Below are 25,983 nucleotides of genomic sequence, written 5' to 3'. Positions count from 1 at the left end.
GTAATTAACGTCCCTACAATTAACTCGCATCAGATAGACGCCGGTCTATAAATAATTCGTTCCGATCGTGAAGACATTATCGCAATAGCATTTCAAATATTGTGGTTTCCCTGTTATTCTTCCTTGAACGTCGTAGATTGTAATATTCAGAATATCTCGATTACATGCAGGTATAGTAACTCTGATTTCCTTTGAACAAGGATTAGGGGAGATATCGATAGCTTTCGCTTTTGCTTCCGCTATGAATTCAACTGTTTCGTTGATCCCAGGATAGTTGAATCTTTCAAAATATACATCATGATCATCGGGGAACAAGATAGCATGTGCCCAGACCAGAAAGATGTCGTCCGATTCAGCAAAAAAATGAGGTTGTGTGTTGTTCGTTGCATCGTATGTAACCTGCTCTTCTATGTCCCAGTTGACCGCATCATATGATAGGCGGCGGTAGAGATTGTAGGCAGGCGGCATATGCGTGGCGTAGTAGATCATATAAGCACCGTCTGCCGTTTCATTTGGAAAAGGATCGTGGGAATTGCCGCTAAAGGTCAATCTGAGTTCGGATGTCCAGTTTATCCGATCAAGAGAGGTACGTACGAACACTTCATATCCGGTCGCGGTATTACGGTGGTAGGCATAGAGGTACGTGCTATTTGAGTGTTTCATAACACGGGGGCGGTAACCACCGGGACCGACCAGAGTCCGGATCGTATCCCAGGTTTCACCGTAGGGTTTGTGCGCGATATAGGCGCCGCCCGGGCCTCGATAGCTCATTGTCAGGGAGCTGTCAGGTTCGATAATAACGGTCGGATCATAATGCATGTCGTATGGTTCCCAGCCAAGGTCGACTTGTCCGTCGCGGTTCCATGCGATGCCGTCTAATGAGTGGGCGGTGTAAATGCCATAGGTTATGTTCTCATTTGACGCGTACCATAACCGGAATGTGTCGCCGGGGAGTTGCAGAAAGCTAAGGGTCGCCTGATCTTGTGGACTTTCGATTATCGGGGTCGGTGTTTCCCAGGAAATGCCATTATCACTTGAGAATGTTACATAAAGGTCGCCTGACTGCCAGTCCGGGTTCCGGCAGAAGACCACCATCAACCTGCTGTCGATTGTTCTTATTATCCATGATTCATAATCGTTTGCAGGACCGCCCGATACAACAACAGGGTCACCCGGGGAAGAAATTACCCACAAAACCGTAATGAGAGGAATGTAATGTGCGGTCGTACGTATGATTGAAACGCAGTCCCGATTCTTCACCATGACGATATTATATGGAAATCATTGGTTTAGGGCAACAGAAAATTTTGCGCATGGCTTTATTCATAAGTGACGTGTGTTGACACACGACATTTTTGGACTATAACAATACTCATAATGTTCCTAAAGAAAGAGAATCATGATGATCGATATATCCACAATTGTACATATGCACATATATCGTTGCGTTAATAATGGGGGTATTCATGGGTGAGGCACTCTTTGACAGGATCGCCAGATTATATGATCATGAACAGAAGGAGTTCACGAATGACATACCATTCTATGTAGAATACGCGAAGGAGTGCAGGGGAGAGGTGTTAGAGCTTGGCTGCGGCACGGGAAGGGTTTTGATCCCGATCGCAAGAGAAGGCATTAAAGTGACCGGGCTTGATGTTTCTCAAAAGATGTTGAGCATAGCAAGCAAGAAGATCCAATGTGATGAGACGGCAAAAATCCATGCAACATTAACCCAGGGTGATATGAAATCTTTCAATTTAAACAAGAAATTCTCTCTAATCTATATCGCATTCCGTTCTTTTCAGTGTCTGCTGACCAAGAACGATCAGATTTCCTGTTTGAAATGTGTCCGCGACCATCTGTCAGACAGCGGATTGTTCATTCTGGATCTGTTTGCACCGCGACATGATTTTCTGGCGCAGGCAAAAAGAAGTGTTGATCTTGGAAGATTTTATGATGAGGAGAAACAATTATATGTGACACGTCGGGCAGAGGATACGTACGATCTGGCAAAACAAACCCTCCATGAAGATCGATACTATGAATGGACAGATAAGCTTGGCAAATCTCATCGTCAGGTATGGACTTTTGAGTTAGGATATCTCTTCAGATACGAAGCCGAACTTCTTCTCGAAAAATGCGGTTTTTCTGTTGAGAAAGTCCTCGGTGGTTTCGATGGTTCACCGTATGATTACATCTCTGGCGAGCAGATATTCATTTTAAAAAAGACAAAGAAAAATAGCAGCGATCAGGATCGGTCGTGTATCGCAGAGAATTAGAATGATAAGAACATATAGTTTCCACTTTTCAGTACTCACCACCAGTTTCGGTAAAGTGGTAGTTGTGTGGCGCTCTGTCGATAACAAGATAGTGAGGATATATTTGCCCGGACAATATCATATGTTCAGGTCTTCGGTGTTTCGTCGCTCTGGAGTCGAGCACTCGCCACACAGTGCGGCTGCGAAGCCGTGCAGTGATATTGCATCGTTTTTATGCGGCCGAGAAATCAAGTTCAATTTGGATCCCGTTGATTGGTCGATGACATCCGGTTTTCAGCGGCGCGTTTTGCTGCTGGAAAACAAGATCCCACGCGGGATGGTGAGTACATATGGCAGAATAGCGAGGAAACTTGGTCTACCACGCGCGGCAAGAGCCGTAGGCAATGCACTTGCCAGAAATCCCTTTCCCCTCATCATCCCTTGCCACCGGGCTGTGAGGTTTGACGGATCACTGGGAGGCTACGCCGGCGGCGTCAGAATGAAAAAGATGCTCCTGGAATTGGAGGGGGTCGAGTTTGACCGGCACGGTCGTGTAATCACCAAAAAATTCTGGTGAGCCGACTGCGCAGCCACTGATGGTATCGAAATTCTATTTAATTCTGAATTCCCAGCAGCAATAATATTCGTCGGGATGCGGGTCAGGAGGACAGCTCAAACACCGTGTTTCGATCCGGGGATCTATAGTCTTGGCGAAAAAAGTATATTCAAGAATACCTACTGACTTACACGGAAAATCCGGCAGGTTCTTTCTCTTGCGCGCATCCTGGACGCGGCAGCTCTCCATTCTGAATATGCAGTGTTTGTCTGACGATTCGACAACAATTTGTTTGTTGAGGTAGGCGTACAATCTGAACTTAAGGGACTGGATGAGGGCTGGGATTCCGCCGCCCGGCTGCATATTGAGTCTTTTCATTATGCGCTGGGCTTCGATCCGGGTGAACTTTTCCCATGCCTTGCCGTCGAGTTCGATCGCAGCATCCATGCCGAATTTCTGTTCCACTGTCTGAAACCACAAACCGTCATGGGCGAGCCAGTTCTTAGCTGCGTCGGTCAATAACTCAAAGAGTTCATCCTTGTTCATGTCTTTAGGTTCGATCATCATTCCCCCTTAGCGTGTAAAATTCTTTTCCGTTATGCCTTGAAATATTGATTCTTCCCTTCCGTGAGAGCAAATGAAGGTATTTCAGTATCTCATTTTTGTGAAGGCTCGTTGCTCTAACCAGATCCGCCACAGTGACCGGTCTACGGGAGATTATCGCTGTAATCATTTCCAGCGCATTGCCATCTCGTCCGTCTTTTGTCTTTGCAGCGAAATCAACGATGATCTCGCACTTCTCACCCAGAATTTTTTTCAGTTCCTGCATCGTTTCCATTGGGACTGGCTGCGCGTGTGCTTCGCTCGGTGGACGCACAACTGTATTCAGGTGTATCTTATCAGGGTTAATTCTATCGATCACGTCCTTTAGTTTCCTGATCTGCTCCGGACTGTCATTCATGCCGTGAACGAGCATCACTTCGAGCCATATTTGTCCTTTGTACATTTTCCTGAAGCTGATGTATCCTTCAATAACCCGTGCGAGATCAATTGTCGCGTGGCTACGGTGTATTTTTCGAAAGACAGCCTCATCTGCCGTAGATAATGTGGGTATCACCAGGTCCGCGTTCTTCAGATCGCTTCTTACCTCAGAGATGTGTAGTAGTGAACCGTTGGTGAGCACGGCTATCGGAGTTTTCGTCAGCTTCTTTAGCTCATTGATCATATAGCCGATATCTTTGTGGAGCGTCGGCTCACCAGACCCTGAGAAGGTCAAGAAATCGCTCTGCATATTTCTTTTCAAGACCTCTTTGATTTCACGAAGGACCTCTTGCGTAGGCGTATATTCTTTGCGTAACACGGTTGTGTTTGTCGTTTTGCCGAGCTGACAATATACACAATCAAAGCTACAATGCTTGTGTGGCATGATATCGATGCCGAGAGAGAAACCCAATCTTCTCGAGGGTACGGGACCGTATGTGTATCCGGATGTCTTTTGTTTCTGGGATTGTTGATGCACTATCGGCGTTTTATTCTGTTCTTGGAATCGAGCGTAACCACTTTTGCTTTGAATACTCTTGCGCTGTCGTAGGTCATGCTAGCGTATGATAATATACAGAGTCTTTGTCCAACCTCACCTTTTTTCGATGCTGGTCCGTACAGCACGATCCTTCCAGAGCCAGCCTTCTCTTCGATGGTATAGGTTTCCAGCCTTTTTCCGTTGTCATAATTAAGTACGTGAACTTTTTCACCTGGCAGGATGTTTACTTCCTTCATGACGGCACTGTCAATCCCCATGCTTCCCTTGTAGAATAGCTTTGTGTGGGTTATGGTTGCTTCAGTAATTTTGGATTTGAGTACATTGACATTCATCCCGTTCGACCGGTTCCTGTGCAGACCGTCGCGGATGATCGCCCGGTGACTGTCAAATGGTATTCTGGGTATCTTGCTCAAGGGGAAGAATTTGGCGTCCACAGTATCAGTACGCGCCCTGGGTTTGCCGGTCTGATACTTAACATCGTATGCGATCAGCAGTACATTTCCATACATCTTTGTTGGCTCTGTGTACACACCGATGAGGTGAGATAGAGTGCCATTGATCCCGGTTTCTTCTTTAAGTTCTCTGATCACGGTCTGCTGCGGTAACTCATCTGCTTCGACAAAACCAGAAGGAAGAGCCCACTTACCCTTACCTGGTTGCACGCCGCGCTTTATCAAGAGTACTTCTTTACCTTCACGGAGAACAAATGCCACGGCACTTGGTAGGGGATTTGCATAGTATATCCAACCGCAGGTTAAGCACACTGGGCGGTCCAGACCGTCAATTTTCTTTGCTAATAGAATACTTCCACACAATGGACAAAATTTATGATTTTTCATCAATTTCTGCCTTAACCTCATTTAATTTATCAATGCTGATACTATGGTTGCTGCCTAATTCCGCTATCGTGCCCCAGAACGGTTCACCGCAGACCAGACAGGGGAGACCGAAATCGATGAATATCCTCGACAGAGCAGGATATTTCATCAGTATTTGTTCGACATGGGTATCGGCATTGATTTTCTCCATGACGCCATTATTATATACAGAAAGAGTTGGAAATCAATGGTGGTCGTATGTGATTTCACACAACGTTATCTCAAAATCGATTGTGTTGATTGACACTGTGTGCTGTGTGGCTATAATGGATGTGCATGGGGTGTTCTATGAGATTCAAGAAGCTGAGGAACCTTAGTTATCAGGATACTGTGCGTTTTCATGGTCATGATGGGCCATTTTTGGCATTGGGATATCGATTGGGCAGGTACTTGGTCAAAACAATGAAGCCCCGCGGCATCATGGATCTGACGATTACCGTGAAGACAAAGGTTATGAAACCGTATACATGCCTGCTTGACGGTCTGCAGTGTTCTACTTTTGCCACTATGGGAAAAGGTAACCTGTTTGTGGCGAGTCATGCAGGTGATGATATTTTAGTGGAGATCAAGAAAGGTAAACTGGCACGTCAGTATAGAATGACCAGAAAAGCATGGGATATCTGTATTCACGCTGAGGATCTACCGAGAGCAGCTCGTCAGATACGGCGAATGCCTATCGCTGAGCTATGGTCAAAGGACATCTAACGTCGCCGGTGTTAGGGTGGTCGCTGGATGAGTGAGGAGCGTTATGCACCATAAGCCCAAGGTATTGCTGACGCGCAGACTACCCGCAAGCGGAATGAATCTACTAAGTCAACACTTCGATCTGAATGTCAATCCACTCGACGAACCCATGCCTCATAGCCGTATTGCCGAAAGCATATCGGATAAGGAAGGATTGGCATGTTTGTTGACCGATGATATTGATTTGGAGATAATCCAGAAAGCGTCCAATCTCAAGATCATCGCCAACTATGCTGTAGGTTACAACAATATAGACCTTGCAGCGGTCAACAAGAGGAAAATACCGGTCACAAACACGCCTGACGTGCTCACAGAAGCGACGGCTGATCTGACAATAGGGCTGCTCATCTCGGTCGCCCGCCGCATCGTTGAAGGCGATAATTACGTCAGGGCAGGAAGATTCAGGGGCTGGGCGCCTGAACTCCTTCTCGGTTCAGATGTTTATGGAAAGACATTGGGTATTGTCGGGATGGGGAGAATAGGCCAGGCTGTCGCGAGGCGCGCGCACGGTTTCGGAATGGCGGTTCTGTACTATGACAAGAAACGGCTCCCAGAAGATGTAGAGAAACGAATCGACATACAGTATCGTGAAGCAATACAACTCCTGAGTGAGTCTGATTTTGTTTCGATCCATGCACCGTTGAGCGATGATACTCGCCATTTTATCTCGGGTGCAGAATTGAATGCAATGAAGAGGACGGCGTATCTGATCAATGTTGCGCGCGGAGCCATTGTCGATGAAGAGGCATTGGTTGAAGCGCTCAGGAATGGGGACATCGCCGGTTGTGCCCTCGATGTTTATGAGAATGAACCGGTCGTAACGCCGGAACTCCTGCAGATGCCCAACGCTGTCTTGGTGCCACACATAGGGTCGGCTTCACTCGAAGCGAGGACAAAGATGGCCCTTATGGTCGTTGAGAATCTTGTTGCCGTATTGATCGATAATAAACGCCCACCCAACGTCGTCAATCCCGAGATCTACACTAATAGTCTTTTTCGGAAGTAACAGAAGTTGCTGTATTGTCTGGTAATCGAATTCTGCCCTTTCAGTAGAGCTGGTAGCGGATCGTATTGTCTATGTCTATCACCACGTAGTGCTTGGGGAACGGACCGGGGTTGATGATAAGCGTTCTTCCTATGTGGTCAAAACCGCGTGCTTCATGTATATGACCGCAGAGCACGATATCAGGCTGCGAAGTTTCTATGTATTCTCTAACTGCTTTACTTCCAACATGAATGCCCAAGAGCATTTTGTCGACTTTACTCTTAAACGGAGGCGAGTGGCTGATCAACATGCGAAACCGGATGCCTGGTGATTCTGATATACCGGTTAGGATCTCTTTCATTTCCTCGTCACTATACTCCTGCGGCGTGTGGAATGGTGTCTTGTTGCTGCCGCCTATTCCCATGAATTGCACGTCGCCTATCGTCATGGATGTCCCGTGTAGGTTCATGTGTCTGGCCGAGAGAAGTTCGACAGCGCTGGACTGGTCGCAGTTTCCGTGTACCGCAATAATTTTGCCGTTGATCGACGCAATCGTCTCGATTACCGATTCTGCTTCTTTGCAGCCACCAAAGTTCGTAGTATCACCTGCGATTGCTATGAGGTCGGCACTTCGCATTTGTTCGATTACTTCTTTGCCGTATGCCGTTCGTCCGTGGATGTCAGTCAGTCCGATGATCTTCATTCTGGCATTCTTCGTGAATCTACTACTTCTCCATCCTGTAGAACCTCTTCCAGGGTGTCTTGCGTGTCTGAACACAGTCATCGATCGCCCTTCTAAGAGTATTCGCCGCAAGCAAAGCGCAGTGCGTATTTCCCTCTGGCAGGCCGCCGCAGTAGTCCAGGATCATATTCTGGTCGATCTGCCGGGCAATGGTCAGTGGTTTGCCGGTTGCCATTTCGGCGACCATGCTTCCACAAGCGACCGTTGCGCCACAACCATCTGTGTCAAAAGTGCATTTCGCGATAAGGTTGTTTTTGACATTCAATGATATCTCCATTGTGTCGCCGCACGTTCCGGTTATTTTCGCGTAACCATCACTATGGCGCATGATTCCCCAGTGGCGGGGGTTGCGCATGTGATCGGCTACTACGGGAGAATAGCCTTGTGCTGAAAATTCCTGGTCCTTCATGATGGAATGTAATTAGCGTCTAACCTATTAAATCACCGAGCAGATCGAGGTAATCAGCGAGTAGCCGTGTGATGAGGAATTTTTCTTTTGCCACTTCGCCTGCTTTTTTGCCCAGAGATCTCGCCAGTGAAGGTTCTTGCAGAACTTCTACGATTCTCGCGGCAAAGCCTTCTTTATCGTCGGCTTCAAGAAGGAATCCGTCATCACCGTCTTTGATCTGCAGCATTATGCCGCCGACCCGGGAGGCGATCACAGGTTTTTCTTTCAACATCGCTTCGGTCACGGTCAGTCCGAAGCCTTCGCGTAAAGATTTCTGCACTATGACGTCAGATTTTCTCTGCAATGCATTCACCAGAATATTGTTCTCGCTTGTTATCATGATTATATCCCGGTCTTTGACAAAGTTATTCGCTTTGCGTTTTGTGCGTTCGTAGTATTGTTGCGATTCCGGGTCGTCGAGTGCGCTACTGCCGCAAAGAACGAGCCGGCAGTCTACTTTTTCCTTTACCATTCTGAAGACATCGATCAATCCTTCCTGATCTTTGAACTTGTCAAATCTGGATATTTGAGTGATTATCGGTTTGTCTGTAGGAATATTGAACTTTTTCAGATACTTTGCAATGACTTTCTCGGGAATCGGCATGTTCTTTGGTGACAGCGGGTCTATGGCAGGGTGTATGACGCGCTGTTCGACCGGCGTATCCTTCAACCTGTAGGTATCACTTGAGATTATGATGACATCGTACTTCAGAATGAAATTTTTCAGAAATCCCCATAATTCCTGATTCGGGTTCGAGAGATCGATATGAATCCTCCATACCCAGGGCTGTTTCCGCGGGTAGAACTGAATCAAGGGTAAGGGCTGCGGGTCATGTATGATCACGCAATTCTGGGAGATATGTGAATAGGTCGAGAAGTCCTCATTCGCTTGTACATATAGTTTCTTTTTGATCTCACTGAGATTGATCGAATTTCCCTGGAGAGCATTGTGGAATTTCTTCGTTATATCGAAGAAATCTGGTGTTCCGCGAAGCATTCTCCAACCAGCAGCGATTCCTATGTCATTCATTAATGGAACGAGTCCGCTCAGAATCTCGGCAACACCGCCGCCGTAGTAGGTCGAATTCACATGGACCACGGTTTTGCCATAGATTTTTCTCGCTTTGTGATATAACTTGCCTATTGCTTCGTCACCGACAATAGTGCGGTAATCATTTAGGCTTCTTTTCATAGTCCCTTTCTAATATAGCATCTCATTATGCTATGTCCTCATTCTAGGAGTCAATACCGCATATTATACACACTGGATTGTCTTTTTCAAGTCATATAGAATGGTTTTTTAAGGGCGAGTATGAAAATATTCACTCAAGCTGTTGGTGTGGCAGCATTTGTGAAAAAAAAGTGGCATTTTTGTTTCAACGACAATGATGCAGACGGATGCTTCCCCGGAATTTAACACTTGGCTAATTCTTTCAAGAGATCGCGCGCATCCTTTTGTGAAGGTATTGTGTATCTTGCCTTTGTGTAACCGATACCGACTTTAATGGAGTATGCTGATTCAGGCACCGCCTCAAAGGTGTCTTCATCGGTCCAGTCATCACCGATTGCCAAAATGAAATCATAATGTTGCTTGCCCAGCCATCTCTGTGCGGCAATGCCTTTGTTGACGCCGCTGTTCTTTACTTCGATGACTTTGCTCCCCTCAAGTATACTCAGATTGATTGGAGTGACGATATCGATCAATCTTTCTTTTAGATCGCTCGCCCTGCGTTCCCCCAATCTTTCGTCTGTTTTTCGGTGATGCCAGACAAGGGAGAATTCCTTTTCTTCGATGCGGGCACCAGGCGTGCGGTCGACATATAGTTCCAGTATTGGCCTTATCTGTTCTTTCCAGTCGTTTTTCAAGTGTTTTATCATTCGCCATTTGTTTGATCTTTCCTTGAACCACGCGCCATGTTCAGCGATCATCCCGAGATTCAAATTGCCGAACCAGTTATCGAGCGTCTGGCGATCTCTTCCGCTTACGATGACTACCGTGTTCTTCGGGTTAGCCGCAAGTTTTCTGATGATGTTGGTGATTTCTCTGTCGGGGGCTGCTCTGGAGGGCTCTGATACGAATGGAACAAGAGTCCCATCGTAGTCGAGCAGTAGCAATCTATTCCGTCTCGACCGGCAGTCCTTGATCATTTTTCTTGAAATTTCAAGGTCCAGGTTTTTTGATATCATTTCGGATTGTTTCTGTTTTGTTCGTAAGAGCACATCGATGAAATCATGCGCCCAGCGTTCAACATTGTAGCGTTTGAGACGTTTTTGCATGACATCATTTCTTCGTACCTGTTCTTTCTCAGGCATCTGGAGTGCCGTTCTAATTGCTGCGCCGATCTCTTCCTTGTTGTTTGGATTGACGATTATCGCTTCGCCCAGAACTTTTGAGGCTCCTGCCATCTCGCTCAGAATCAGAACGCCTTTTTTGTCTTTTTTTGTCGCCAGATATTCTTTCGCGATGAGATTCATGCCATCTCGTATAGGCGTTACCAGAGCGACATCACCGACACTGTATAACGGTACCAGATTCTTGAATGGCAGAAAGCGATACAGATACCATATCGGCAGCCAGCCAATGGTTCCGTATTTTCCATTTATCCTGCTGATGAGTTCGTCTACTTCACGTTTTAGTAGTGCATATTGCTCAACGCCCGTACGGGACGGTACGGCGACGAGGATCAGAGAGACCTTTTCTCGGTATTTCGGGTTCGTATCGAGGAAATGGTCAAAAGCCTCGAGCCTTTGTGCTATTCCTTTTGTATAATCTAACCGGTCGATGGAAATGATGATTTTCCTATCGCCGACGCGCCTTCTTATTTTCTTTATTTCACGCTGGACAGTGGCATCATCCTCAGCCTGATTAAATGCATCAAAGTCTATCCCCATGGGAAATGCATCGACCTTCACGATACGGTTATCAATGTTTATCTGGGCTTTACTATGTTCGTATCCCAACAGCCGTCTTGTGGTCTGAATGAAATGGTGAGCGTAATCATACGTGTGGAACCCTATAAGGTCGGAACCTAATATGCCCCGTACGATCTCCTTGCGAGGCGGGAGAATGCGGAAAACTTCCGAAGATGGAAAAGGTATGTGCAGAAAGAATCCAATTGTTGCATGGGGCATTTTCTTCCTTATGAGTTGTGGTAATAACATCAGGTGATAGTCGTGGACCCAGATGATATCGTCAGGTCCTGCAATTTTTAATATCTCACTACAGAACATTTGATTTACTTTCAGATAAGAATTCCAGTTCTTCCTGTTGTAAATAGAGTATTGCGTGAAATAATGGAACAGCGGCCAGATTGTTCGGTTGCAGAAACCGTAGTAATAGTTCTCCATATCGTTCTGCTTTATGAAAACAGGATGGCAATTGTCTTTCCTCAGCCTGCGAGTTATCTGCTTTTTCTCTCGTTCAACGCGCTCAAGAGCAATGCCGGGCCATCCTATCCAGATGTTCTCGTATGATCGTGAGAGCGAGCTCAATCCGGTCGCAAGCCCACCAACGCTAGGGTTGAATCTCAGCTGACGTTCTCTTTTCGTAACAGTAACAGGGAGCCGATTCGATATTACAAGGATTTTTTTCATAGTGGTTTTGAGTGTATACACTCGCTTTTCCTATTATAAATGATATTTCTCTTTTGTCAAGAAATCAGGCATTTAACTCCACCGAAGAATTTACTGCGCAATAACATATATCTTATCTTTTAAAGTGTCTACGAGCGTTGTGTGGCAAAAAAGGGGACTATTTAGCTGCCGTAATAATTTTGTCTATGATCCTACCAAATGCCTCTGCTGCCGCCGAATCGGGTCTGTAAGTGATAAATGGTTTTCCCTCATCAGCAAGTGATACAATGCCCGGGTCCATCGGTATTTTACCCAGAAACGGCACACCAAGGTCTCGGGCTGTTCTTTCTCCTCCTCCGCTTCCGAATATGTCAATTCTCTTACCGCAGTGCGGACAATCCAATCCGCTCATGTTTTCAATAATGCCGAATGTCCGGAGTTTGAGCACACGCGCGAAATTTACAGCTTTCCGCGAATCCATCAATGATACTTCCTGCGGTGTTGTTACAATGATTGCACCGGTCGCGGGGATGAGCTGCGCCACTGATAGTGGTTCATCGCCGGTTCCGGGCGGTGAGTCAATTATCAGCCAATCGAGTTCGCCCCATACCACATCACCGAGAAACTGCTGTATCAGTTTCATTTTGAGGGGTCCGCGCCATATGACGGGATTATCGAAGTTATGCAGGAAGAATGATATAGACACCAGAGACAGGTTACTGGTAATTTTCAGCGGAACTATTCTATTTTCTTCGGAAGGTTGAAGTTTCTTTCCCTCTGCGCCAAGCATTTTTGCGAGATTAGGACCGTGGATATCGATGTCTATCAGTCCAACCCTGAGTTTTCTCTCGCTAAGTGCCAGACCAAGGTTCGCCGCTACGGTGCTTTTACCGACACCGCCCTTTCCCGAGAAAACCAGCAATCGATTCTTGATTTTCTGAAGGTTCTCTGCGATTCTTATTTCGCTGTCTACTTTGTCTGACTGCATGTCATCTCTCTCCGTTTCTGCAGCACGTTGTTATTTCTGAGATTCCAGTGCCTTTGCGAGAAATCTTTCTTCCGGCAAAGCACCCTCGAATTGTATAGTTTCGTTTACCACTGTTTTAGGTACCGCGAAAACGTTATACCGTTGGGCGAGTTGTGGAAATTCTTGCGTATTTATTACATCTGCTTTCACCATTTCGCTCTCGTATGCAAGCTCGTGTGCAAGGCTTGCAGCAGAAGCACAATACGGACACGTTAGAGTAACGAAGACCTGCAGATGCACCGGCTTGGTTATTGCCTTGAGCTTGCTTCGTGTAGCATCGGATAGTTCGGTGATCGCCGTGGAAACCATTTTTATCGCACTGAGCAATGTTGGGAATTCATACCCCGCCGGCATGCCGTAGATCCTGATACCCGAGTCTTTTTCACCCTTCACAACCGTTGCCGGTATTTTGTCAATGCCATACTCCTCCACCTTGTTCTTATCATTCACGAAGTCAAAGACTTCGACACTTATCTTTTCGGATAATCCTGCGACTTCATCCATCAAAAGACGGTTATCCTTGCAGTTTTCGCATTCAAGCCCGGGAGCATACGATAGAGAATCCTGCGTAAAGACAACGAGTTTTACCGGATTCACCAAATCCTTGAACATATTTTTAACTTGATCTTTAATGTTCTCGTCAAGTAAAGACATATAACCTCCTCACAATTTTAGACAGCTCGCATAGTATATGGTTTATCCGCTGGCATCTTCGGTACGAGGTTCAATGATCCGCGCTAATTCCTTTATGTCGGTCGCGGGTTTATCACATTTGTAGCCCTGGCATACATAGGCAGTTGTTCTGCCATCCACCGGTCTCAACCCCTTTGTAAACCCCTTCATATATGACGTTTCGGCTTCCTCGCCGGCAGGTAGCATCAGGGTAGTGGAATCGACCCTCCTTGAATTATGAATGACGCGAAGCATCTCCATTGTAGCATCGCTTTCTTTGTCGCCGTAGATCACTATGTTCGGTGCGGGGGAGAGCAGCTGTTTGAAAGCAGCCAGCATGTATATGTGGCTTAGTGGCTGATTCTGGATCTGGTTTCCGAAAGAATCGAATATCGTTGATGCTTTATCCTCCAAGTCATGTTGCCCGGTGATTCTGCCCAGTCGTATTAGATTGAATGCCATGATAGAATTACCGGAAGGGATCGCACCATCGTAGGCTTTCTTACTACGGACAGGAAGTTCGTTATCCGCAGGCGTTGAGAAGAATGCGCCATGTTCCTCATCCCCAAATATTGCGCAGGACTTTTCGCTGAGTTCCAGGGCTGTTTTCAGATAGCGCGGTTCAAATGTTGACTGGTATAATTCGGTCAGTCCCCAGATCAAGAAGGCGTAGTCATCGAGGAACCCCGTGACGGCAACTTCTCCATCGATGTACCGGTGAAACAAGTGACCATCAGATGAGCGCATGTTGGCGAGAATGAAATCGGCTGCCCTCATTGCCGCGTGCTTGAATTTCGCATCACCAAAGAGGCGTGCCGCTTTTGAGAGGGCTGCGATCATAAGACCGTTCCAATCACACAGTACTTTTGTATCCATCTGAGGGCGTATTCTTTCTGTTCTGTAGGCGAACATCTTTTCGCGTGCAGCATGCAAGCGCTCATTGAATGCCTTGATCGAGATACCGAATTCCCTGGCCAGGGTTTCATCGGTGTGACTCCTGTAAAGCAGATTATGCCCGTTACGGGCGCGTGATACCTCATCTTCGTAGTTGCCGTCATTTTCTATGTTGAATGTTCTTACGATGAGATCATACTCTGGGGGATCAAGAATCTTACGGATCTCGGGTTCGGTCCATATGTAGTATTTTCCTTCCTGACCTTCGCTATCTGCATCTTCAGCGCTGTAGAACACGCCTTCCTGGGATTGCATGTCGCGCAGTACATACGTAATAATTTCATGAACGGTATCGCGATATAAAACATTTCTTGTGATCTGGAAAGCCTCATTGTAGACAATGATCAGAAGCGCCTGGTCATAAAGCATCTTCTCGAAATGAGGCAAGCGCCAGTGCGAATCTGTCGAATAACGGTGAAAACCGAATCCGATCTGGTCGTAGATGCCTCCCATTCTCATTGATTTGAGTGTGTGCTCAACCATCTTGAGGGATTCGGCATCGGCAGTTTCTATGAAGTAGCGCAGCAGGAACAACACATTTTGCGGTGTGGGGAATTTCGGTGCATTTCCAAACCCACCCGCCGATGGGTCGTATGTGCTGCGAAGTTTATGGTATGTCTCCTTGATTATTCCAGGATTCATTTCCCTGCCGGTACTATTCACCGTCAACTGTCTTAAGTGCTCGGATATTACCTCGGTCGATTTGACAATATCGCTCCGTTGATTTCGCCATGCTGTACCGATCCCTGGTATGAGTTGCATTAATCCTGTACGGCCGTACTTGCTCTCCTTTGGTATGTATGTAGTGGCAAAAAAGGGTTTTCTTTCCGGGGTCATGATTACTGTTAACGGCCAGCCACCGGTGCCGGTCATGACTTGACAGACCGTCATGTAGTAGTCATCGATATCGGGTCTTTCTTCACGATCCACTTTTATAGAGACGAAAGTCTCGTTCATCAAACGTGCGACGTCATCATCTTCGAACGACTCTCGCTCCATGACATGACACCAATGACATGTTGAATAACCGATGGATAGAAAAACGGGTTTGTTTTCTGCACGCGCTTTGTCGAAGGCTTCTTTACCCCAGGGGTACCAATCCACGGGGTTGTTGGCATGTTGTTGAAGGTACGGACTTTTTTCGCTGAGCAGGCGGCTACGTGATATTTTCTTGCGCACTCTGTTCCTTGTAGCGATTCAGATGGATGAATTTTTCCACAGGCATTCTTTCGGGTCGCTCTCTTTCGGCAGTTATTTGTTTATCAGAAAGCAAAGGACTGATCGATTTAGAGTGCTTGCCGACGATAACGAGCGTGATTACTTCCATGCTTTCCGGGATGTTGAGTATTTCCCTTGTTTTCTTTGGGCTGAACCCGGCAATCGGATGGGCAACGAGTCCTAATTCGGTCGCGCGCAGTATTATAGCAGCTGTAGCCATTCCCGTATCGAAGAGGTAGTACTTCCGGTCCCTGATCACACAATCGAGTTCTGGTTTACTGAAGACCGCAATGATCATTGAAGCCGCCCGTGCCCATTCATTACCGCTTGAGAGTGCCTCGTGTACTTGTTTAAGTACCGTCCTGTCGTAAACAAATACATACCGCCAGGGTTGATTATTGAAGCATGAGCAGAAAAGCCGCGCGCTCTGGGCTAAATCCTCAATCAACTGACTGGTTATTTCGGTATGCTCCAGCGAGCGGTAAGCCCTTCTTTCTTTTATTGCGTCTTTGACATTCACATTAACACCGTTCAGTCACCCCAGATTATTTTTCCTTTATTGGACATGCTATAGAACTGGTCTTCGAGTATCAACTGATGTTTTCGTTCCTCCTCAGCCATATTAGTGAAAATGCTTTTTGATTCGTTGTCTTCGGAGATCTTGGCTATCTCGAGGTATTTTGCTTGAGCTTTCTTCTCGGCTTCGATACCAATGGTCAATACCTTGATTACTTCGTCTTTGTTCGGCTCGAACTGGCCTTCGACTTCGGACTTCACGGAAATATCTTTGGATGGAACGATTTCCGTGAGTGTCACACCGGTATTGCGGGATTCGATTATTTTCTTTATGCGATCATAATGACCTTGCTCGAATTCAGCCAGTTCCTTGAAGAGATTCTTACCTGCATTGCTCTGCGCTTTCTCGGCCGCATCCATGTAGAATTTCTTTGCTTCTGCTTCTGCATTCATTGCATCGGTTAAAAGACTGTCTAGCTTTGCTTTTGTTTCGTTACTCATATTTTCTCCTTTCTATTTGCTCAGGAAACTATTTATCTCTTCGATATCGGGCAGCTGGGATATCTCGTAGACCTTAACAAAAACGACATTCTGGTCCTCGTCAATGATGATGTTTGCCCGCTCAGAAAATCCTTCTTTTTCACGAAAGATGCCGTAGGTCTTTGCCACGGCACCATGGGGCCAGAAGTCTGACAAAAGCCGGGTTTTTTCAATGCCCAGTTTTCTTGTCCAGGCGTGCTTCGATGGGACCGTGTCAACGCTGAGGCCAAGTGCAATCGTGCCGAGTTTTTCAAACGTATGGAAGTTCGCTTCCAGCGATTTCATCTGCTCGGCGCATATTTTTGTCCAGGCAAGCGGATGAAATGAGAGAAGTACCTTCTTGCCCTTCAATGATGATAGTTTTACCTCATTCTTATTGTGATCCTTCAAAACAAAATCAGGTGCTGCTTCGCCGACCTTAACCATTAGTATCCTCCTTTCCTGTGATGACAGTGGCAAACAATAGCCGATTCTGGTGAGTCTTCCGACTCGGTCTTATTCACGACATTCCCGGAGTTCGATTCTATTACCATCAGGGTCAGCCAGGAAATAGACAATGCGTCCGTTTCTTTTTATTTCAATTATGGGAACATTCCCTTTTCGCAGCGTCTCGAGCAGGATATCTCGCTCAGTCACGCAGTATCCCCAATGGTTGATGCCGACCCGATGTGCCATCTGTTCCTGCAACCGGAGTGATAGAGGTTCAAAAATCTCTATCATGAAGCCATCTTTGTGCAGTTTAACGAACCGGCAATCCGCTGCGATCCCAAAGATATCGGCAACAATCGATTCAGAGAGAATAGTTTCACTGCCGAGTTCGAAACCAAGTGCCTGGATGTAGAACTCCTGCATCTTCTGGGCATTAGCAGTGAATAATCCGATATGGTCGCAGATTGGCTTCACGTTCCTTGTAGCAGATGCATTGTTTCGGTCTAATCAACCTTCAATTCGCGCGAATCTGTCCAGAGTCCGTGGATATTGCAGTTAGAGATGGCGAAAATACTGCCTGATTTATCGGTCTTGAAGGTGACGATAGCCGCAGGGTGGGTGTAGACCGTGCTGGTATTGGGTCCTTCAGTCGACGCACCGTGCGCGCCGAACTCGAAACGCCCAAGATTATACGGGAACTTACTTCCTTCTGGATGGAAGTAAACGTCGATCCAGGCAATGTGATGTTCGGTTGTATTGGGATGCGCAATTTCCTTTCCAACGGTTACTTTCACTACCACATCCTTTCCCTTACTCGCCTTTTCAGGCACCTCAATAACGGGAACATGTTTTTCTTTCTTCCAGTCTGCAGACTGGAATATGTTAGAAATATCGTTCATTGTATACCCCTTTCTTTGATATTATATGGATTATTCAATAGCCATCAACTTTTACATCAACCTCATTGGTTCGCCGCAGCAGACCAGCTCGCCGCCACCAGCTTCTTTTACCTCGACGACGTTACCGCAGATCTCGCATTTGTAAACCTCGCCGATTTTCTGCACATTAGACATTGTTCTCTCCTTTTATTTTCTACGCATCATGGTATTTACGGTTCAAAACGTCTTATCCTGTTAAGCGTTCTCTATGAATTTCTCAAACCGGTCTTTCTTCGCTTTGCATATGGGACAGACTTCAGGAGGATTGTCTCGGGCGCACAGGTAACCGCAGACCCGGCAGCGCCAGACGGGGAGAGGAAGTTTCGACACGGATGTCGACCCAACCGAGGCTGGTTTCTGACGTTGATCCACGGGCGGCCGACGTTCCGGTATCTTGGTCAACTGTTTTTCCCCGTCCACGATCGATTCTGAGACATACAATCCGCAGTAGCATGCGTCATATTCTACGACATCCGGATCTCTGTAGTCGCACGGGCAGATGATGTCGATGTCTTCCTGTTTTATACCTGAAGCCAGCCGGCAGGGACATGAAGGATAGCCGTATCTTTCTTCATTGATGAGGAGTCCTTCTACGAGATCTTTCGTGAATTCAGTGTCTGGGTTGAGATGGTATCCGCCTTGTTCAGCCTCGTCGTACAATTTTTTATACAGCCTATCGATCTTGTCCTGATCAGGCTTTCGATTATTCCCCATTACCGAGCACCTCTTTTATTTTTTCTGGATCATAACCAATGATGCTCTGCTTATCATCAATTACGATCGTCGGATATGAACCGCTTGGGTTCCACCTGAGAACCACGCTGTTGATCTCGCCCTTGTCTTCTGCACTGGCTAGGTCGACATCAACGAAATGATAATCAATACCAAGTTCGTTGAGCAGTCGTTTTGTCTTTTTGCACCATACGCAGGTACTCAGCGCATAGAGAATAATCTTACCTTTCTTTCTGCCTTCGATATGCTTAATGTCCATTAACGTTCCTTGAAGATGTGGCTAATTTGTGCATTCGTCTTCGGCATATTGCGCTGGATTTTCGTCGAACTTCTTCTTGCATCCTGGTGCACAGAAGTAATAGGTCTTGCCTTTGTATTCACTCTTATATTGTGCGGTATCTTCGTTGACATTCATCTTGCATATTGGATCAATCGCCATTTTTTACCTCCTTTTATCAGCCAAGGGCTGATTGGTATTATCTTGCACATAGAATCTTAAGACATTTACACATGGAATTCTTTTCATTTTGCAGCAGCATTGCTGGAGCCTTTCATCTTCACTCTCTTTGCCGTGGGTAAATATCTTTTCAACAGCAGTGAAAGGGTGACAACCGTTACCGAGCTCATGGCCATCGCGAATCCGGCGAGCTCCGGTCTGAAGGCTATTTTGAACAAAGGGTAGAGCACCCCGGCAGCGACTGGAATTAGGGCGGTATTGTACGCAAATGCCCAGAAAAGATTCTGTTTTATGCGAGACATAACTTTTCTGCCAAGTTGTATTGCCGCTGCAGCGTCTATGATCTCTCCCTGCATAAGAATTATGTCGCCGCTTTCTATGGCGATATCGGTTCCAGTGCCGATTGCAATACCTACATCGGCTTGGGCCAATGCCGGGGCGTCGTTTATGCCATCGCCTACAAAGGAGACCAGTTTGCCTTCTGTCTGTATGCGCTTAACCTCAGCCGCTTTTTCTGCAGGTAGTACTCCCGCCAGTACTCTATCGATGCCTATTTTGTGTGCTATCGCATTGGCAGCCCGTTCGTTATCTCCGGTGACCATTATTAACTCAAGACCCAGTTTGCGCAGTTGGTCAATTGCGGCAGATGTTTCTTCCTTGATCGTGTCAGCAACTCCCACAAGGCCCAATAAAAATGAATCCTGGGCGACATAAATGAGGCTCTTGCCATTTTCTTCAAGCGAAGTTATCGTGTCATCGATCTTGTTGTCGTATCTTACCCCATTTTCATCCATGAAGACCCGATTTCCGGCGAGTGTTACCTTGCCATCGAGGATTCCTTTGACCCCCTTGCCTTCGATCGTGTCAAAGTCTTTGACACTTTCTATCTGGGTGTTTTTGCTGGTCGCGTATCTAACAACTGCTTCTGCAAGTGGATGCCCCGAATTCTTCTCAAGACTCGCCGTAATGCCCAGAAGTCTTTCCTCTGTAGTTTCCAGGGCGATCAGGTCGGTGACTTCTGGCCGACCTTTGGTCAAAGTTCCCGTTTTGTCAAAGATCATTGTGGTGATCTTTTCTGATAACTCCAGTGCCTCTCCATTTCTTATCAAAATACCCAGTTCTGCACCGCGGCCTATGCCAACGGTTACGGCAGTTGGTGTAGCCAGGCCCAACGCGCATGGACAGGCGATCACCAGTACCGATATCAATCTGGTCAGTGCGAAAAGCAGCGTATATCCAGCAAAGAAATACCACACTATGAAAGAAAGCAAGGCGATCGCCAATACAGAGGGTATGAAATAGCTCACCACTCGATCGGCGATTCTCTGGACCGGCGGTTTCGCACCCTGTGCAGTCTCGACCAGGTTTATTATTTGGGCAAGAACCGTGTCCTTGCCGACGCGAGTTGCTTTTATCCTGAGAACGCCATTCTTGTTTATCGTACCCCCGACGACATTGGAGTGCTCTTTCTTCAATGCTGGTATAGGCTCACCAGTTATCATGGATTCGTCAACATAGCTGGATCCTTGCGTGACAATGCCGTCGACCGGGATTCGTTCACCGGGTTTCACGATGACTTCGTTGTCGATTACCACATCCTCGATCGGTATTGTTGTTTCTATACCCATTTTGATGACAGTTGCTTTCTTTGGCTGCAATCCAACCAATTTCTTGATCGCTTCAGAAGTCTTGCCTTTGGCACGCGCTTCAAGATATCTGCCAAAGGTCAAAAAAGAAGAGAGCATCAGAGCCGTCTCGTAGAACAGGAAGTCCCTCGATAGAATCAATTCGAATGTGCCGAGCAGGCTCGAAATGTATGCCACTCCTATCCCCATAGAGTACATAACATCCATATTCAGATTGCGATTACGCAAAGCGCGGTATGCCGCTTTGAAGATGGGTAGGCTGACATAGATGAATGGTGGTGTTGATACTACGAGCATCAAATACGCCATGGGGAAGGGGGTCCTTATGTGTAGATACATGATGATCATCAGCGGTATGCTTACGGCAAAACCGATGATGAACCTGTTGCGTTTTCCTCTTAGATCCTTTTTCCGGGCCATCTGCTCCAGCTCAGCAGTGTCTTCACCCTCCAGTCCCAGGTATTGATATCCGGCGTCTTCGATCGCCTTTCTCAAATCCGGGATGCTGGTCATGGTTGGATTGAACGAAACGTATGCTTTCTCCGCACCCAGATTCACGTTGACACTTGCGGTTCCATTCGTTTTTCTGAGTGCATTTTCGATTGTGGCTACGCAGGTTGCGCATGTCATGCCACCGATCTTCAGGACCGCATTCTCGGTTTGGATACCATAGCCGGCTTCAGTTATTGCTCGTTCGAGCTCAGGGGCTGTGACCTTTTTATCATCATAATCGACAAGCGCAGTCTCCGTAAGGAGGTTCACTTGCACGTTTTCGACGCCAGTCCGTTTTAGGAGAGCGGTCTTAATCGTCTCGGCGCAGGTTGCGCAGGTCATTCCTGATATCTTAAAGCGGGTCGATTTCCTCATCTTTTTCGCTCACTGCATAGAAGCGGCCCTTCGCATTTCAATCGAGAGTAATGACGCTGTCGACGAATAGCTCATATTCCTCATCTTCGTTAAGATCATGGATGATGACTTTTTCGACCGTGTTCAGACCGCTTATCTCCAATATTTCGGATTCGTACAGAATTCTGACCGGCGATGCCTTCAATCTATCTGCAGCTCCACCGGTTGAAAGCTGCTTGCTTTTCGTTACGAAGATGACGCGCGGTGTTTGGTTGGTCAGTTCGAGAGCGATTTCCATCGAGCGCTCCCCTTTGTCCAGGACCATGGTTCGTTTGTTGGCGAAATCTGAATAATTGGCAACTTCGGTAAAAACTCCTTTGTCGATGAAATGCTTCAGCCCGGTTATTTCTTTTGACCTCGTAGAATCAGCACGATGTTCTGCAATTGGCTGTTCTTGTTTCTTCTGATATTTCGTGAGGGCGTCCTTCAGCGCATCTGCGGCGAGATTGGAACAATGCATTTTGATGGGTGGAAGGCCGTCGAGCTCATTGGCGACATCCTGTCTGGTTATCCTGGTCGCCTCGTCGATCGTCTTACCCTTGGCCAGTTCAGTTATCATGCTTGCTGTAGCGATGGCTGAGCCGCAGCCAAATGTTTTGAATTTAATGTCTTCGATCCGGTCGTCTTTTACCTTGACGTAAAATTCCATCAAATCCCCGCACACTGGATTTCCGACCCGTCCGACGGTGACATCATCCCCCTCAAGCGTGCCCACATTACGGGGATTCTTGAAATGTTCGAGTACCTTGTCGCTGTATTGCGTGGATTTCAATCTATACCTCCTCTTTATAAAGCGGTGACAATTTTCGAAGACGCTTTACGATTTCTGGGAGAACATCCAACACCGTGTCAACATCGCTCTCCTCGTTGAATCTGCCGAAAGTAATTTCCAGAGACCCATGTGCCTCTTCATGCAGTAATCCGAGGGCGATCAGAGTATGTGATGGCTCGAGCGTCTTTGAACTACAGGCAGAACCGGTGGATACCGCGATGTTCTTATCCTTGAAAGAAAGAAGTAGTGATTCACCTTCGATACCATCGAACCTGAAATGCGCATTGTTCGGCAGTCTGTTGATTGGATGGCCGTTCAGGTAGCATCTCGGTATTGATGTAAGCACTTCTTTGATCATTCTATCCCGAAATCGCTGGAAGCGTTCGGTTTCTTCCGGCATCTCCTTCTGGATTATTTCGACAGCTCTCTTCATTCCGGCAATCGCGGGTATATTCTCGGTGCCTGAGCGCAGACCCCGTTCTTGCCCGCCTCCAATAGTAAGCGGATTGATGCGTATGCCGTTCCGCAAGTACATCACGCCCAGACCCCTCGGACCGTAAACATCATTTGACGATAGCGTCATGAGATCTATTTTGTCCCTTGCTACGTCTATAGGTATCAATCCTTCGGCAGCGACCGCGTCGGTATGGAGGGCAATCTTTTTTTCACGGCAGAACGTGCCAATCGTTGCAATGTCCTGTACGGTGCCGATCTCATTGTTGGCATACCCGACCGATATGAGGATCGTTTTGTCGGTAATACGTTCGGCGAGTTTATCAATCTTTACTATACCGAATTGATCCACCGGAATTTTCGAAATCACGAAACCATTTTTCTCAAGGTACTTGGCAATGTTATGTATTGATATGTGTTCGATCTCCGCGATCACTATATGGTTGCCTTTGTTCTTATTCCTTAAAGCGTAGCCGATAATTGCGAGATTGTTGGATTCTGTCGCTCCAGACGTGAAGATTATTTCATCTTTCTGTGCGCCGACAAAAGCGCTTATCGTTTCACGTGATGATTCGAGTATTTCAGTGGCGACATCACCCACCTGGTGTAGGGAAGAGGGATTTCCGAATTTATAATATAAATAAGGAAGCATGGCGTCGATGACGCGTCGGTCAACCGGTTTCGCTGATTGGTAATCAAGATAGACATCCATTTCTGCTGTGCTCCTTCTAAAACCACATTGTTGCTGAGGCATCGAGCGCAAGGTCATTCAGGGTTCCAGCACCAACTATTTTGACTCCTTTGATCAATCCAATTTTTTCCCAGCCGAGCATCTGTCTTGATGCCTCACAAACATAGATCTCGATCCCCATACTCATGGTTTTTTCGATCATTTCCAGCAGACTGGGGAATTTACCGATCTTGATGGCCGATGCACTTTCAGGTTTCAGTACTCTTAACGCCTGTCCTAAGTAGTAAACTTTGGCTTCAATATCCATCGCTTTTGCTGTCTGTGCCAGGATCAGTGGAGAATATTGCCTTTCTGGATCATCGCTTGTTTGGACATACAAAATGGAATTATTCTTGTTCATTCTACCTCCTACTTGGTCTTTCTGATCAGAAAACGAAGCGAGTCGCTTTTCTTTTCGAAGAGCACTATCTCATGACCGGTGCGTTTGGCAAATCTCTTTATGTCTTCTTCGGCTGCAGGGTCATCTGCCAGGACCTCAAGCACTTCACCTACTTTTATCGCATCGATCCCTTCACGCGTTTGGAGCAACGGTTGCGGGCAATACAATCCAATGCAATCAAGAGTTTTTGCTGTGTCGATCTCGGTGTTCATTTTTCACATCCGGTATATGTTCCTACGTCAATACAGAGGCGAGAAGCGCTGCTCGCTCCAGTAATCTTCCTTTATAAGGTCAAGCTGTCTGGTTATTGCATTGAGGTGTACCTCTTCCCATTTCTGGAGCTGGTCGTACATTTCTTTTGCGGTGGGGTCATTACTCTGTTCTTTCATCTTCCGGTAGAAATCAATGGAGTTTGCTTCAAGCTGGGCACCGATACTCAATGCAGTTACTTCAAAATGCTTTCCCTGAACCCTGTCCTTCAGGTCATCCGTGAATATCGGACTTTCTCCTTCAAAAATAGAGATATTGCCGAGATCTACGCTCGTCCACTTACTCTCATCGACCAGTGATTTATATTGCTGCTGGATCGCGTTGAAGTGTTTCAGTTCGTCATCTGCAAGCATTTGAAATGCCTTCTTACCTTTTTCGTCCTCAGTCTTCTCCGCGGCCATTTTATAGAACTCAATGCCATTCAATTCTGTTTGAAGGGCAGTCAACAGCCCTTGGATCGCTTTGGATTGTTCCATATGCTACTCCTTTCTTCTTCATCTACATATTAGACAACCCAGATAAATGAAGATTTACTTTGCGAAACATCCCCCGAGCAGTCTCGTGGATGCATATCGTGTGACCATCACCACCAGAGGCGATTTTCGTATCTTATTAAACGTATTGGCCTCAGCCATCATGGATGGCCTAGAACGAGTAGCCAGAGATTCAGGTAGATTCCTGCTGCTATCGATGTAATGAGGATCAGGGAAGCGAATGTTTCCTTATTGAAATCATAGCGCTCGCTTAAGACTATCATTGAGAGTGCAAGAGGCATCGCATGCATCAGCACGATCACTGATCGGTGCGGTTCTGAGAGATCGAAGAAGCCAACGGTGAGGAATGCTATGGCCGGCAGGAAAATAACCTTAAGTAAACTGAGCTTGAGCGCTTGCGCCAGGTTCGCGTATTTTCTTCCATATAAAAACGCTCCGAGCAGGAATATGGCAATAGTTGCTGTCGTGCTGCCGAGCATGTGCAGGGGAGTAAGGACAAGAGATGGTATCTTGATACGAAGTAAAGCCATTGCGAGGCCGAGGACGATCGCAATTATGAGCGGATTCTTCGATAGTTTCTTCGTCACCGTGAGAAACCCTTGCCATATAGTTGTTCTCTCCAGTCGGTAGTATTCCAGCAGAGTGATCGAGATTGTAACGCTGACTATCGCGATCGACACAAGAGAGAGTGTTGCCAGTTTCTCGGCTTCCCGGGTTGGAAAGGCAAACATCACGAAAGGTATGCCGAAGAATCCCCAGCTTCCGAATATCGTGCTTAGCGTTAGCACATAAGTAGTATTTCTTGAGAACGAAAATACCCTTGATATGATGAAGTAGAAGACGAATACGATCAGCACCGGAGTGACGCCGGCCGCCATGAATCTCAGAGTCTTTGCATCGAACTGTGTTTCGGCGATATTGACGAGTAGTAGTGCAGGAAGAGCGAAGTAGTAAACGTACGCACTCAGTACACGGGTGTCACCGGCCTTGAGGATCCCGATCTTGCGCGAGGCGGCACCGACTCCTATGAGCATCAGGATCGGGACCATGGTCCGGAGGGCTGTGCTCAACATTTCCAATCACCTGATGTCTACGGGGAACACCT

At 46.7% G+C, this 25,983-nt stretch carries 31 protein-coding genes and 1 pseudogene; 4 read left to right on the top strand and 28 right to left on the bottom strand.

Going from position 1 to position 25,983, the window contains the following annotated elements; all coding sequences use genetic code 11:
• Positions 1 to 45: 45 nt before the first annotated feature.
• A complete protein-coding gene (locus tag OEV79_01720) occupies positions 46 to 1,263 on the bottom strand; it encodes a hypothetical protein (GenBank protein ID MDH4210151.1) in 1,218 nt (405 codons plus the stop codon).
• A gap of 203 nt (positions 1,264 to 1,466) precedes the next feature.
• Here OEV79_01720 and OEV79_01715 point away from each other — a divergent pair, with 203 nt between their 5' ends.
• Together OEV79_01715 and OEV79_01710 are read left to right on the top strand one after the other, a co-directional pair.
• Complete coding sequence (locus OEV79_01715; protein MDH4210150.1) at positions 1,467 to 2,279, top strand: class I SAM-dependent methyltransferase; 813 nt, start codon at positions 1,467 to 1,469, stop codon at positions 2,277 to 2,279.
• 1 nt (position 2,280) lies between these two features.
• Positions 2,281 to 2,835 (top strand): methylated-DNA--[protein]-cysteine S-methyltransferase, encoded by a 555-nt coding sequence (locus OEV79_01710; GenBank protein ID MDH4210149.1) that lies wholly within the window; start codon positions 2,281 to 2,283, stop codon positions 2,833 to 2,835.
• A gap of 33 nt (positions 2,836 to 2,868) precedes the next feature.
• Here OEV79_01710 and OEV79_01705 read toward each other — a convergent pair whose 3' ends face one another.
• From OEV79_01705 to OEV79_01690, 4 genes are all read right to left on the bottom strand, one after another.
• Positions 2,869 to 3,381, bottom strand: coding sequence for a DUF6125 family protein (locus OEV79_01705; GenBank protein ID MDH4210148.1), 513 nt, complete (start codon positions 3,379 to 3,381; stop codon positions 2,869 to 2,871).
• Positions 3,365 to 4,240, bottom strand: a complete 876-nt coding sequence (locus tag OEV79_01700; GenBank protein MDH4210147.1) for a radical SAM protein — start codon at positions 4,238 to 4,240, stop codon at positions 3,365 to 3,367. Before OEV79_01700 ends, OEV79_01705 begins: the two co-directional genes overlap by 17 nt.
• A 92-nt stretch (positions 4,241 to 4,332) precedes the next feature.
• Positions 4,333 to 5,193 carry an aspartate 1-decarboxylase gene (locus OEV79_01695; protein ID MDH4210146.1) on the bottom strand — a complete coding sequence of 287 codons (861 nt, stop codon included), beginning with the start codon at positions 5,191 to 5,193 and terminating at the stop codon, positions 4,333 to 4,335.
• A complete protein-coding gene (locus OEV79_01690; protein MDH4210145.1) occupies positions 5,180 to 5,383 on the bottom strand; it encodes a DUF1858 domain-containing protein in 204 nt (67 codons plus the stop codon). The genes OEV79_01695 and OEV79_01690 overlap by 14 nt, the downstream gene beginning before the upstream one ends.
• A gap of 137 nt (positions 5,384 to 5,520) precedes the next feature.
• On the opposite strand from OEV79_01690, the gene OEV79_01685 reads away from it, so the two are divergent.
• Positions 5,521 to 5,937, top strand: a complete 417-nt coding sequence (locus OEV79_01685; GenBank protein ID MDH4210144.1) for a formylmethanofuran dehydrogenase subunit E family protein — start codon at positions 5,521 to 5,523, stop codon at positions 5,935 to 5,937.
• 43 nt (positions 5,938 to 5,980) lie between these two features.
• Positions 5,981 to 6,982, top strand: coding sequence for a D-glycerate dehydrogenase (locus OEV79_01680; GenBank protein MDH4210143.1), 1,002 nt, complete (start codon positions 5,981 to 5,983; stop codon positions 6,980 to 6,982).
• A 40-nt stretch (positions 6,983 to 7,022) separates the two neighbouring features.
• On the opposite strand, the gene OEV79_01675 is transcribed toward OEV79_01680, so the two are convergent.
• The 23 genes and pseudogenes from OEV79_01675 to OEV79_01565 form a co-directional block, all read right to left on the bottom strand.
• Positions 7,023 to 7,664 (bottom strand): metallophosphoesterase family protein, encoded by a 642-nt coding sequence (locus tag OEV79_01675; protein MDH4210142.1) that lies wholly within the window; start codon positions 7,662 to 7,664, stop codon positions 7,023 to 7,025.
• 22 nt (positions 7,665 to 7,686) lie between these two features.
• Positions 7,687 to 8,112 carry an iron-sulfur cluster assembly scaffold protein gene (locus OEV79_01670; protein MDH4210141.1) on the bottom strand — a complete coding sequence of 142 codons (426 nt, stop codon included), beginning with the start codon at positions 8,110 to 8,112 and terminating at the stop codon, positions 7,687 to 7,689.
• 19 nt (positions 8,113 to 8,131) lie between these two features.
• Entirely contained in the window at positions 8,132 to 9,343 is a 1,212-nt protein-coding gene (locus OEV79_01665) for a glycosyltransferase (GenBank protein ID MDH4210140.1), read from the bottom strand.
• A 221-nt stretch (positions 9,344 to 9,564) separates the two neighbouring features.
• The gene (locus OEV79_01660; protein ID MDH4210139.1) at positions 9,565 to 11,745 is read right to left on the bottom strand and encodes a bifunctional alpha,alpha-trehalose-phosphate synthase (UDP-forming)/trehalose-phosphatase; all 2,181 of its coding nucleotides are present in this window, start codon (positions 11,743 to 11,745) and stop codon (positions 9,565 to 9,567) included.
• 157 nt (positions 11,746 to 11,902) lie between these two features.
• Positions 11,903 to 12,712: an Mrp/NBP35 family ATP-binding protein gene (locus OEV79_01655; GenBank protein MDH4210138.1), complete on the bottom strand. Its 810-nt coding sequence runs from the start codon at positions 12,710 to 12,712 to the stop codon at positions 11,903 to 11,905.
• Between the two features lie 30 nt (positions 12,713 to 12,742).
• A complete protein-coding gene (locus OEV79_01650; protein ID MDH4210137.1) occupies positions 12,743 to 13,405 on the bottom strand; it encodes a thioredoxin family protein in 663 nt (220 codons plus the stop codon).
• 42 nt (positions 13,406 to 13,447) lie between these two features.
• Positions 13,448 to 15,556, bottom strand: a complete 2,109-nt coding sequence (locus tag OEV79_01645) for a thioredoxin domain-containing protein (protein ID MDH4210136.1) — start codon at positions 15,554 to 15,556, stop codon at positions 13,448 to 13,450.
• Positions 15,534 to 16,115, bottom strand: a complete 582-nt coding sequence (locus tag OEV79_01640) for a nitroreductase family protein (protein ID MDH4210135.1) — start codon at positions 16,113 to 16,115, stop codon at positions 15,534 to 15,536. The genes OEV79_01645 and OEV79_01640 overlap by 23 nt, the downstream gene beginning before the upstream one ends.
• Before the next feature lie 11 nt (positions 16,116 to 16,126).
• Positions 16,127 to 16,612 (bottom strand): ferritin family protein, encoded by a 486-nt coding sequence (locus OEV79_01635; protein ID MDH4210134.1) that lies wholly within the window; start codon positions 16,610 to 16,612, stop codon positions 16,127 to 16,129.
• Between the two features lie 12 nt (positions 16,613 to 16,624).
• On the bottom strand, positions 16,625 to 17,077 hold the full coding sequence (locus OEV79_01630) for a peroxiredoxin (protein MDH4210133.1): 453 nt from the start codon (positions 17,075 to 17,077) through the stop codon (positions 16,625 to 16,627).
• Positions 17,078 to 17,146: 69 nt separating this feature from the next.
• Positions 17,147 to 17,554, bottom strand: a complete 408-nt coding sequence (locus OEV79_01625) for a VOC family protein (protein MDH4210132.1) — start codon at positions 17,552 to 17,554, stop codon at positions 17,147 to 17,149.
• Positions 17,555 to 17,583: 29 nt separating this feature from the next.
• On the bottom strand, positions 17,584 to 17,979 hold the full coding sequence (locus tag OEV79_01620) for a class II SORL domain-containing protein (GenBank protein ID MDH4210131.1): 396 nt from the start codon (positions 17,977 to 17,979) through the stop codon (positions 17,584 to 17,586).
• Between the two features lie 51 nt (positions 17,980 to 18,030).
• A complete protein-coding gene (locus tag OEV79_01615) occupies positions 18,031 to 18,153 on the bottom strand; it encodes a desulfoferrodoxin FeS4 iron-binding domain-containing protein (GenBank protein MDH4210130.1) in 123 nt (40 codons plus the stop codon).
• A gap of 60 nt (positions 18,154 to 18,213) precedes the next feature.
• Positions 18,214 to 18,732 carry a ferredoxin:glutaredoxin reductase gene (locus OEV79_01610; protein ID MDH4210129.1) on the bottom strand — a complete coding sequence of 173 codons (519 nt, stop codon included), beginning with the start codon at positions 18,730 to 18,732 and terminating at the stop codon, positions 18,214 to 18,216.
• The gene (locus tag OEV79_01605) at positions 18,722 to 19,009 is read right to left on the bottom strand and encodes a glutaredoxin family protein (GenBank protein MDH4210128.1); all 288 of its coding nucleotides are present in this window, start codon (positions 19,007 to 19,009) and stop codon (positions 18,722 to 18,724) included. Before OEV79_01605 ends, OEV79_01610 begins: the two co-directional genes overlap by 11 nt.
• Positions 19,010 to 19,030: 21 nt before the next feature.
• Positions 19,031 to 19,189: a YHS domain-containing protein gene (locus OEV79_01600; GenBank protein ID MDH4210127.1), complete on the bottom strand. Its 159-nt coding sequence runs from the start codon at positions 19,187 to 19,189 to the stop codon at positions 19,031 to 19,033.
• Positions 19,190 to 19,272: 83 nt separating this feature from the next.
• Complete coding sequence (locus OEV79_01595) at positions 19,273 to 21,720, bottom strand: heavy metal translocating P-type ATPase (GenBank protein ID MDH4210126.1); 2,448 nt, start codon at positions 21,718 to 21,720, stop codon at positions 19,273 to 19,275.
• Positions 21,721 to 22,153: 433 nt separating this feature from the next.
• Positions 22,154 to 22,531, bottom strand: a pseudogene (locus OEV79_01590) (iron-sulfur cluster assembly scaffold protein).
• 1 nt (position 22,532) lies between these two features.
• Positions 22,533 to 23,696 (bottom strand): cysteine desulfurase, encoded by a 1,164-nt coding sequence (locus tag OEV79_01585; protein ID MDH4210125.1) that lies wholly within the window; start codon positions 23,694 to 23,696, stop codon positions 22,533 to 22,535.
• A gap of 16 nt (positions 23,697 to 23,712) precedes the next feature.
• On the bottom strand, positions 23,713 to 24,075 hold the full coding sequence (locus OEV79_01580) for a DsrE family protein (GenBank protein ID MDH4210124.1): 363 nt from the start codon (positions 24,073 to 24,075) through the stop codon (positions 23,713 to 23,715).
• An 8-nt stretch (positions 24,076 to 24,083) separates the two neighbouring features.
• A complete protein-coding gene (locus tag OEV79_01575; GenBank protein ID MDH4210123.1) occupies positions 24,084 to 24,326 on the bottom strand; it encodes a sulfurtransferase TusA family protein in 243 nt (80 codons plus the stop codon).
• Between the two features lie 27 nt (positions 24,327 to 24,353).
• Positions 24,354 to 24,860, bottom strand: coding sequence for a ferritin family protein (locus OEV79_01570; GenBank protein ID MDH4210122.1), 507 nt, complete (start codon positions 24,858 to 24,860; stop codon positions 24,354 to 24,356).
• A 158-nt stretch (positions 24,861 to 25,018) separates the two neighbouring features.
• Positions 25,019 to 25,951 (bottom strand): AEC family transporter, encoded by a 933-nt coding sequence (locus OEV79_01565; protein ID MDH4210121.1) that lies wholly within the window; start codon positions 25,949 to 25,951, stop codon positions 25,019 to 25,021.
• Between the last annotated feature and the right edge of the window lie 32 nt (positions 25,952 to 25,983).

The sequence above is a fragment of the candidate division WOR-3 bacterium genome (assembly GCA_029858255.1).
Taxonomy (GTDB): Bacteria; Hydrothermota; Tepidihabitantia; order SM23-42; family SM23-42; genus SM23-42.
This window is presented reverse-complemented; position numbering and strand designations above follow the sequence as displayed.

Excerpts from the sequence above, each read along its gene's own strand:
- OEV79_01635 (MDH4210134.1), bottom strand. The coding sequence starts at position 16,612 with ATGAGTAACGAAACAAAAGCAAAGCTAGACAGTCTTTTAACCGATGCA.
- OEV79_01630 (MDH4210133.1), bottom strand. The coding sequence starts at position 17,077 with ATGGTTAAGGTCGGCGAAGCAGCACCTGATTTTGTTTTGAAGGATCAC.
- OEV79_01595 (MDH4210126.1), bottom strand. The coding sequence starts at position 21,720 with ATGAGGAAATCGACCCGCTTTAAGATATCAGGAATGACCTGCGCAACC.
- OEV79_01675 (MDH4210142.1), bottom strand. The coding sequence starts at position 7,664 with ATGAAGATCATCGGACTGACTGACATCCACGGACGAACGGCATACGGC.
- OEV79_01610 (MDH4210129.1), bottom strand. The coding sequence starts at position 18,732 with ATGGGGAATAATCGAAAGCCTGATCAGGACAAGATCGATAGGCTGTAT.
- OEV79_01600 (MDH4210127.1), bottom strand. The coding sequence starts at position 19,189 with ATGGCGATTGATCCAATATGCAAGATGAATGTCAACGAAGATACCGCA.
- OEV79_01700 (MDH4210147.1), bottom strand. The coding sequence starts at position 4,240 with ATGCCACACAAGCATTGTAGCTTTGATTGTGTATATTGTCAGCTCGGC.
- OEV79_01585 (MDH4210125.1), bottom strand. The coding sequence starts at position 23,696 with ATGGATGTCTATCTTGATTACCAATCAGCGAAACCGGTTGACCGACGC.
- OEV79_01715 (MDH4210150.1), top strand. The coding sequence starts at position 1,467 with ATGGGTGAGGCACTCTTTGACAGGATCGCCAGATTATATGATCATGAA.
- OEV79_01570 (MDH4210122.1), bottom strand. The coding sequence starts at position 24,860 with ATGGAACAATCCAAAGCGATCCAAGGGCTGTTGACTGCCCTTCAAACA.
- OEV79_01580 (MDH4210124.1), bottom strand. The coding sequence starts at position 24,075 with ATGAACAAGAATAATTCCATTTTGTATGTCCAAACAAGCGATGATCCA.
- OEV79_01705 (MDH4210148.1), bottom strand. The coding sequence starts at position 3,381 with ATGATGATCGAACCTAAAGACATGAACAAGGATGAACTCTTTGAGTTA.
- OEV79_01710 (MDH4210149.1), top strand. The coding sequence starts at position 2,281 with ATGATAAGAACATATAGTTTCCACTTTTCAGTACTCACCACCAGTTTC.
- OEV79_01605 (MDH4210128.1), bottom strand. The coding sequence starts at position 19,009 with ATGGACATTAAGCATATCGAAGGCAGAAAGAAAGGTAAGATTATTCTC.
- OEV79_01650 (MDH4210137.1), bottom strand. The coding sequence starts at position 13,405 with ATGTCTTTACTTGACGAGAACATTAAAGATCAAGTTAAAAATATGTTC.
- OEV79_01695 (MDH4210146.1), bottom strand. The coding sequence starts at position 5,193 with ATGAAAAATCATAAATTTTGTCCATTGTGTGGAAGTATTCTATTAGCA.
- OEV79_01660 (MDH4210139.1), bottom strand. The coding sequence starts at position 11,745 with ATGAAAAAAATCCTTGTAATATCGAATCGGCTCCCTGTTACTGTTACG.
- OEV79_01620 (MDH4210131.1), bottom strand. The coding sequence starts at position 17,979 with ATGAACGATATTTCTAACATATTCCAGTCTGCAGACTGGAAGAAAGAA.
- OEV79_01665 (MDH4210140.1), bottom strand. The coding sequence starts at position 9,343 with ATGAAAAGAAGCCTAAATGATTACCGCACTATTGTCGGTGACGAAGCA.
- OEV79_01720 (MDH4210151.1), bottom strand. The coding sequence starts at position 1,263 with ATGGTGAAGAATCGGGACTGCGTTTCAATCATACGTACGACCGCACAT.
- OEV79_01685 (MDH4210144.1), top strand. The coding sequence starts at position 5,521 with ATGAGATTCAAGAAGCTGAGGAACCTTAGTTATCAGGATACTGTGCGT.
- OEV79_01655 (MDH4210138.1), bottom strand. The coding sequence starts at position 12,712 with ATGCAGTCAGACAAAGTAGACAGCGAAATAAGAATCGCAGAGAACCTT.
- OEV79_01565 (MDH4210121.1), bottom strand. The coding sequence starts at position 25,951 with ATGTTGAGCACAGCCCTCCGGACCATGGTCCCGATCCTGATGCTCATA.
- OEV79_01680 (MDH4210143.1), top strand. The coding sequence starts at position 5,981 with ATGCACCATAAGCCCAAGGTATTGCTGACGCGCAGACTACCCGCAAGC.
- OEV79_01575 (MDH4210123.1), bottom strand. The coding sequence starts at position 24,326 with ATGAACACCGAGATCGACACAGCAAAAACTCTTGATTGCATTGGATTG.
- OEV79_01615 (MDH4210130.1), bottom strand. The coding sequence starts at position 18,153 with ATGTCTAATGTGCAGAAAATCGGCGAGGTTTACAAATGCGAGATCTGC.
- OEV79_01670 (MDH4210141.1), bottom strand. The coding sequence starts at position 8,112 with ATGAAGGACCAGGAATTTTCAGCACAAGGCTATTCTCCCGTAGTAGCC.
- OEV79_01690 (MDH4210145.1), bottom strand. The coding sequence starts at position 5,383 with ATGGAGAAAATCAATGCCGATACCCATGTCGAACAAATACTGATGAAA.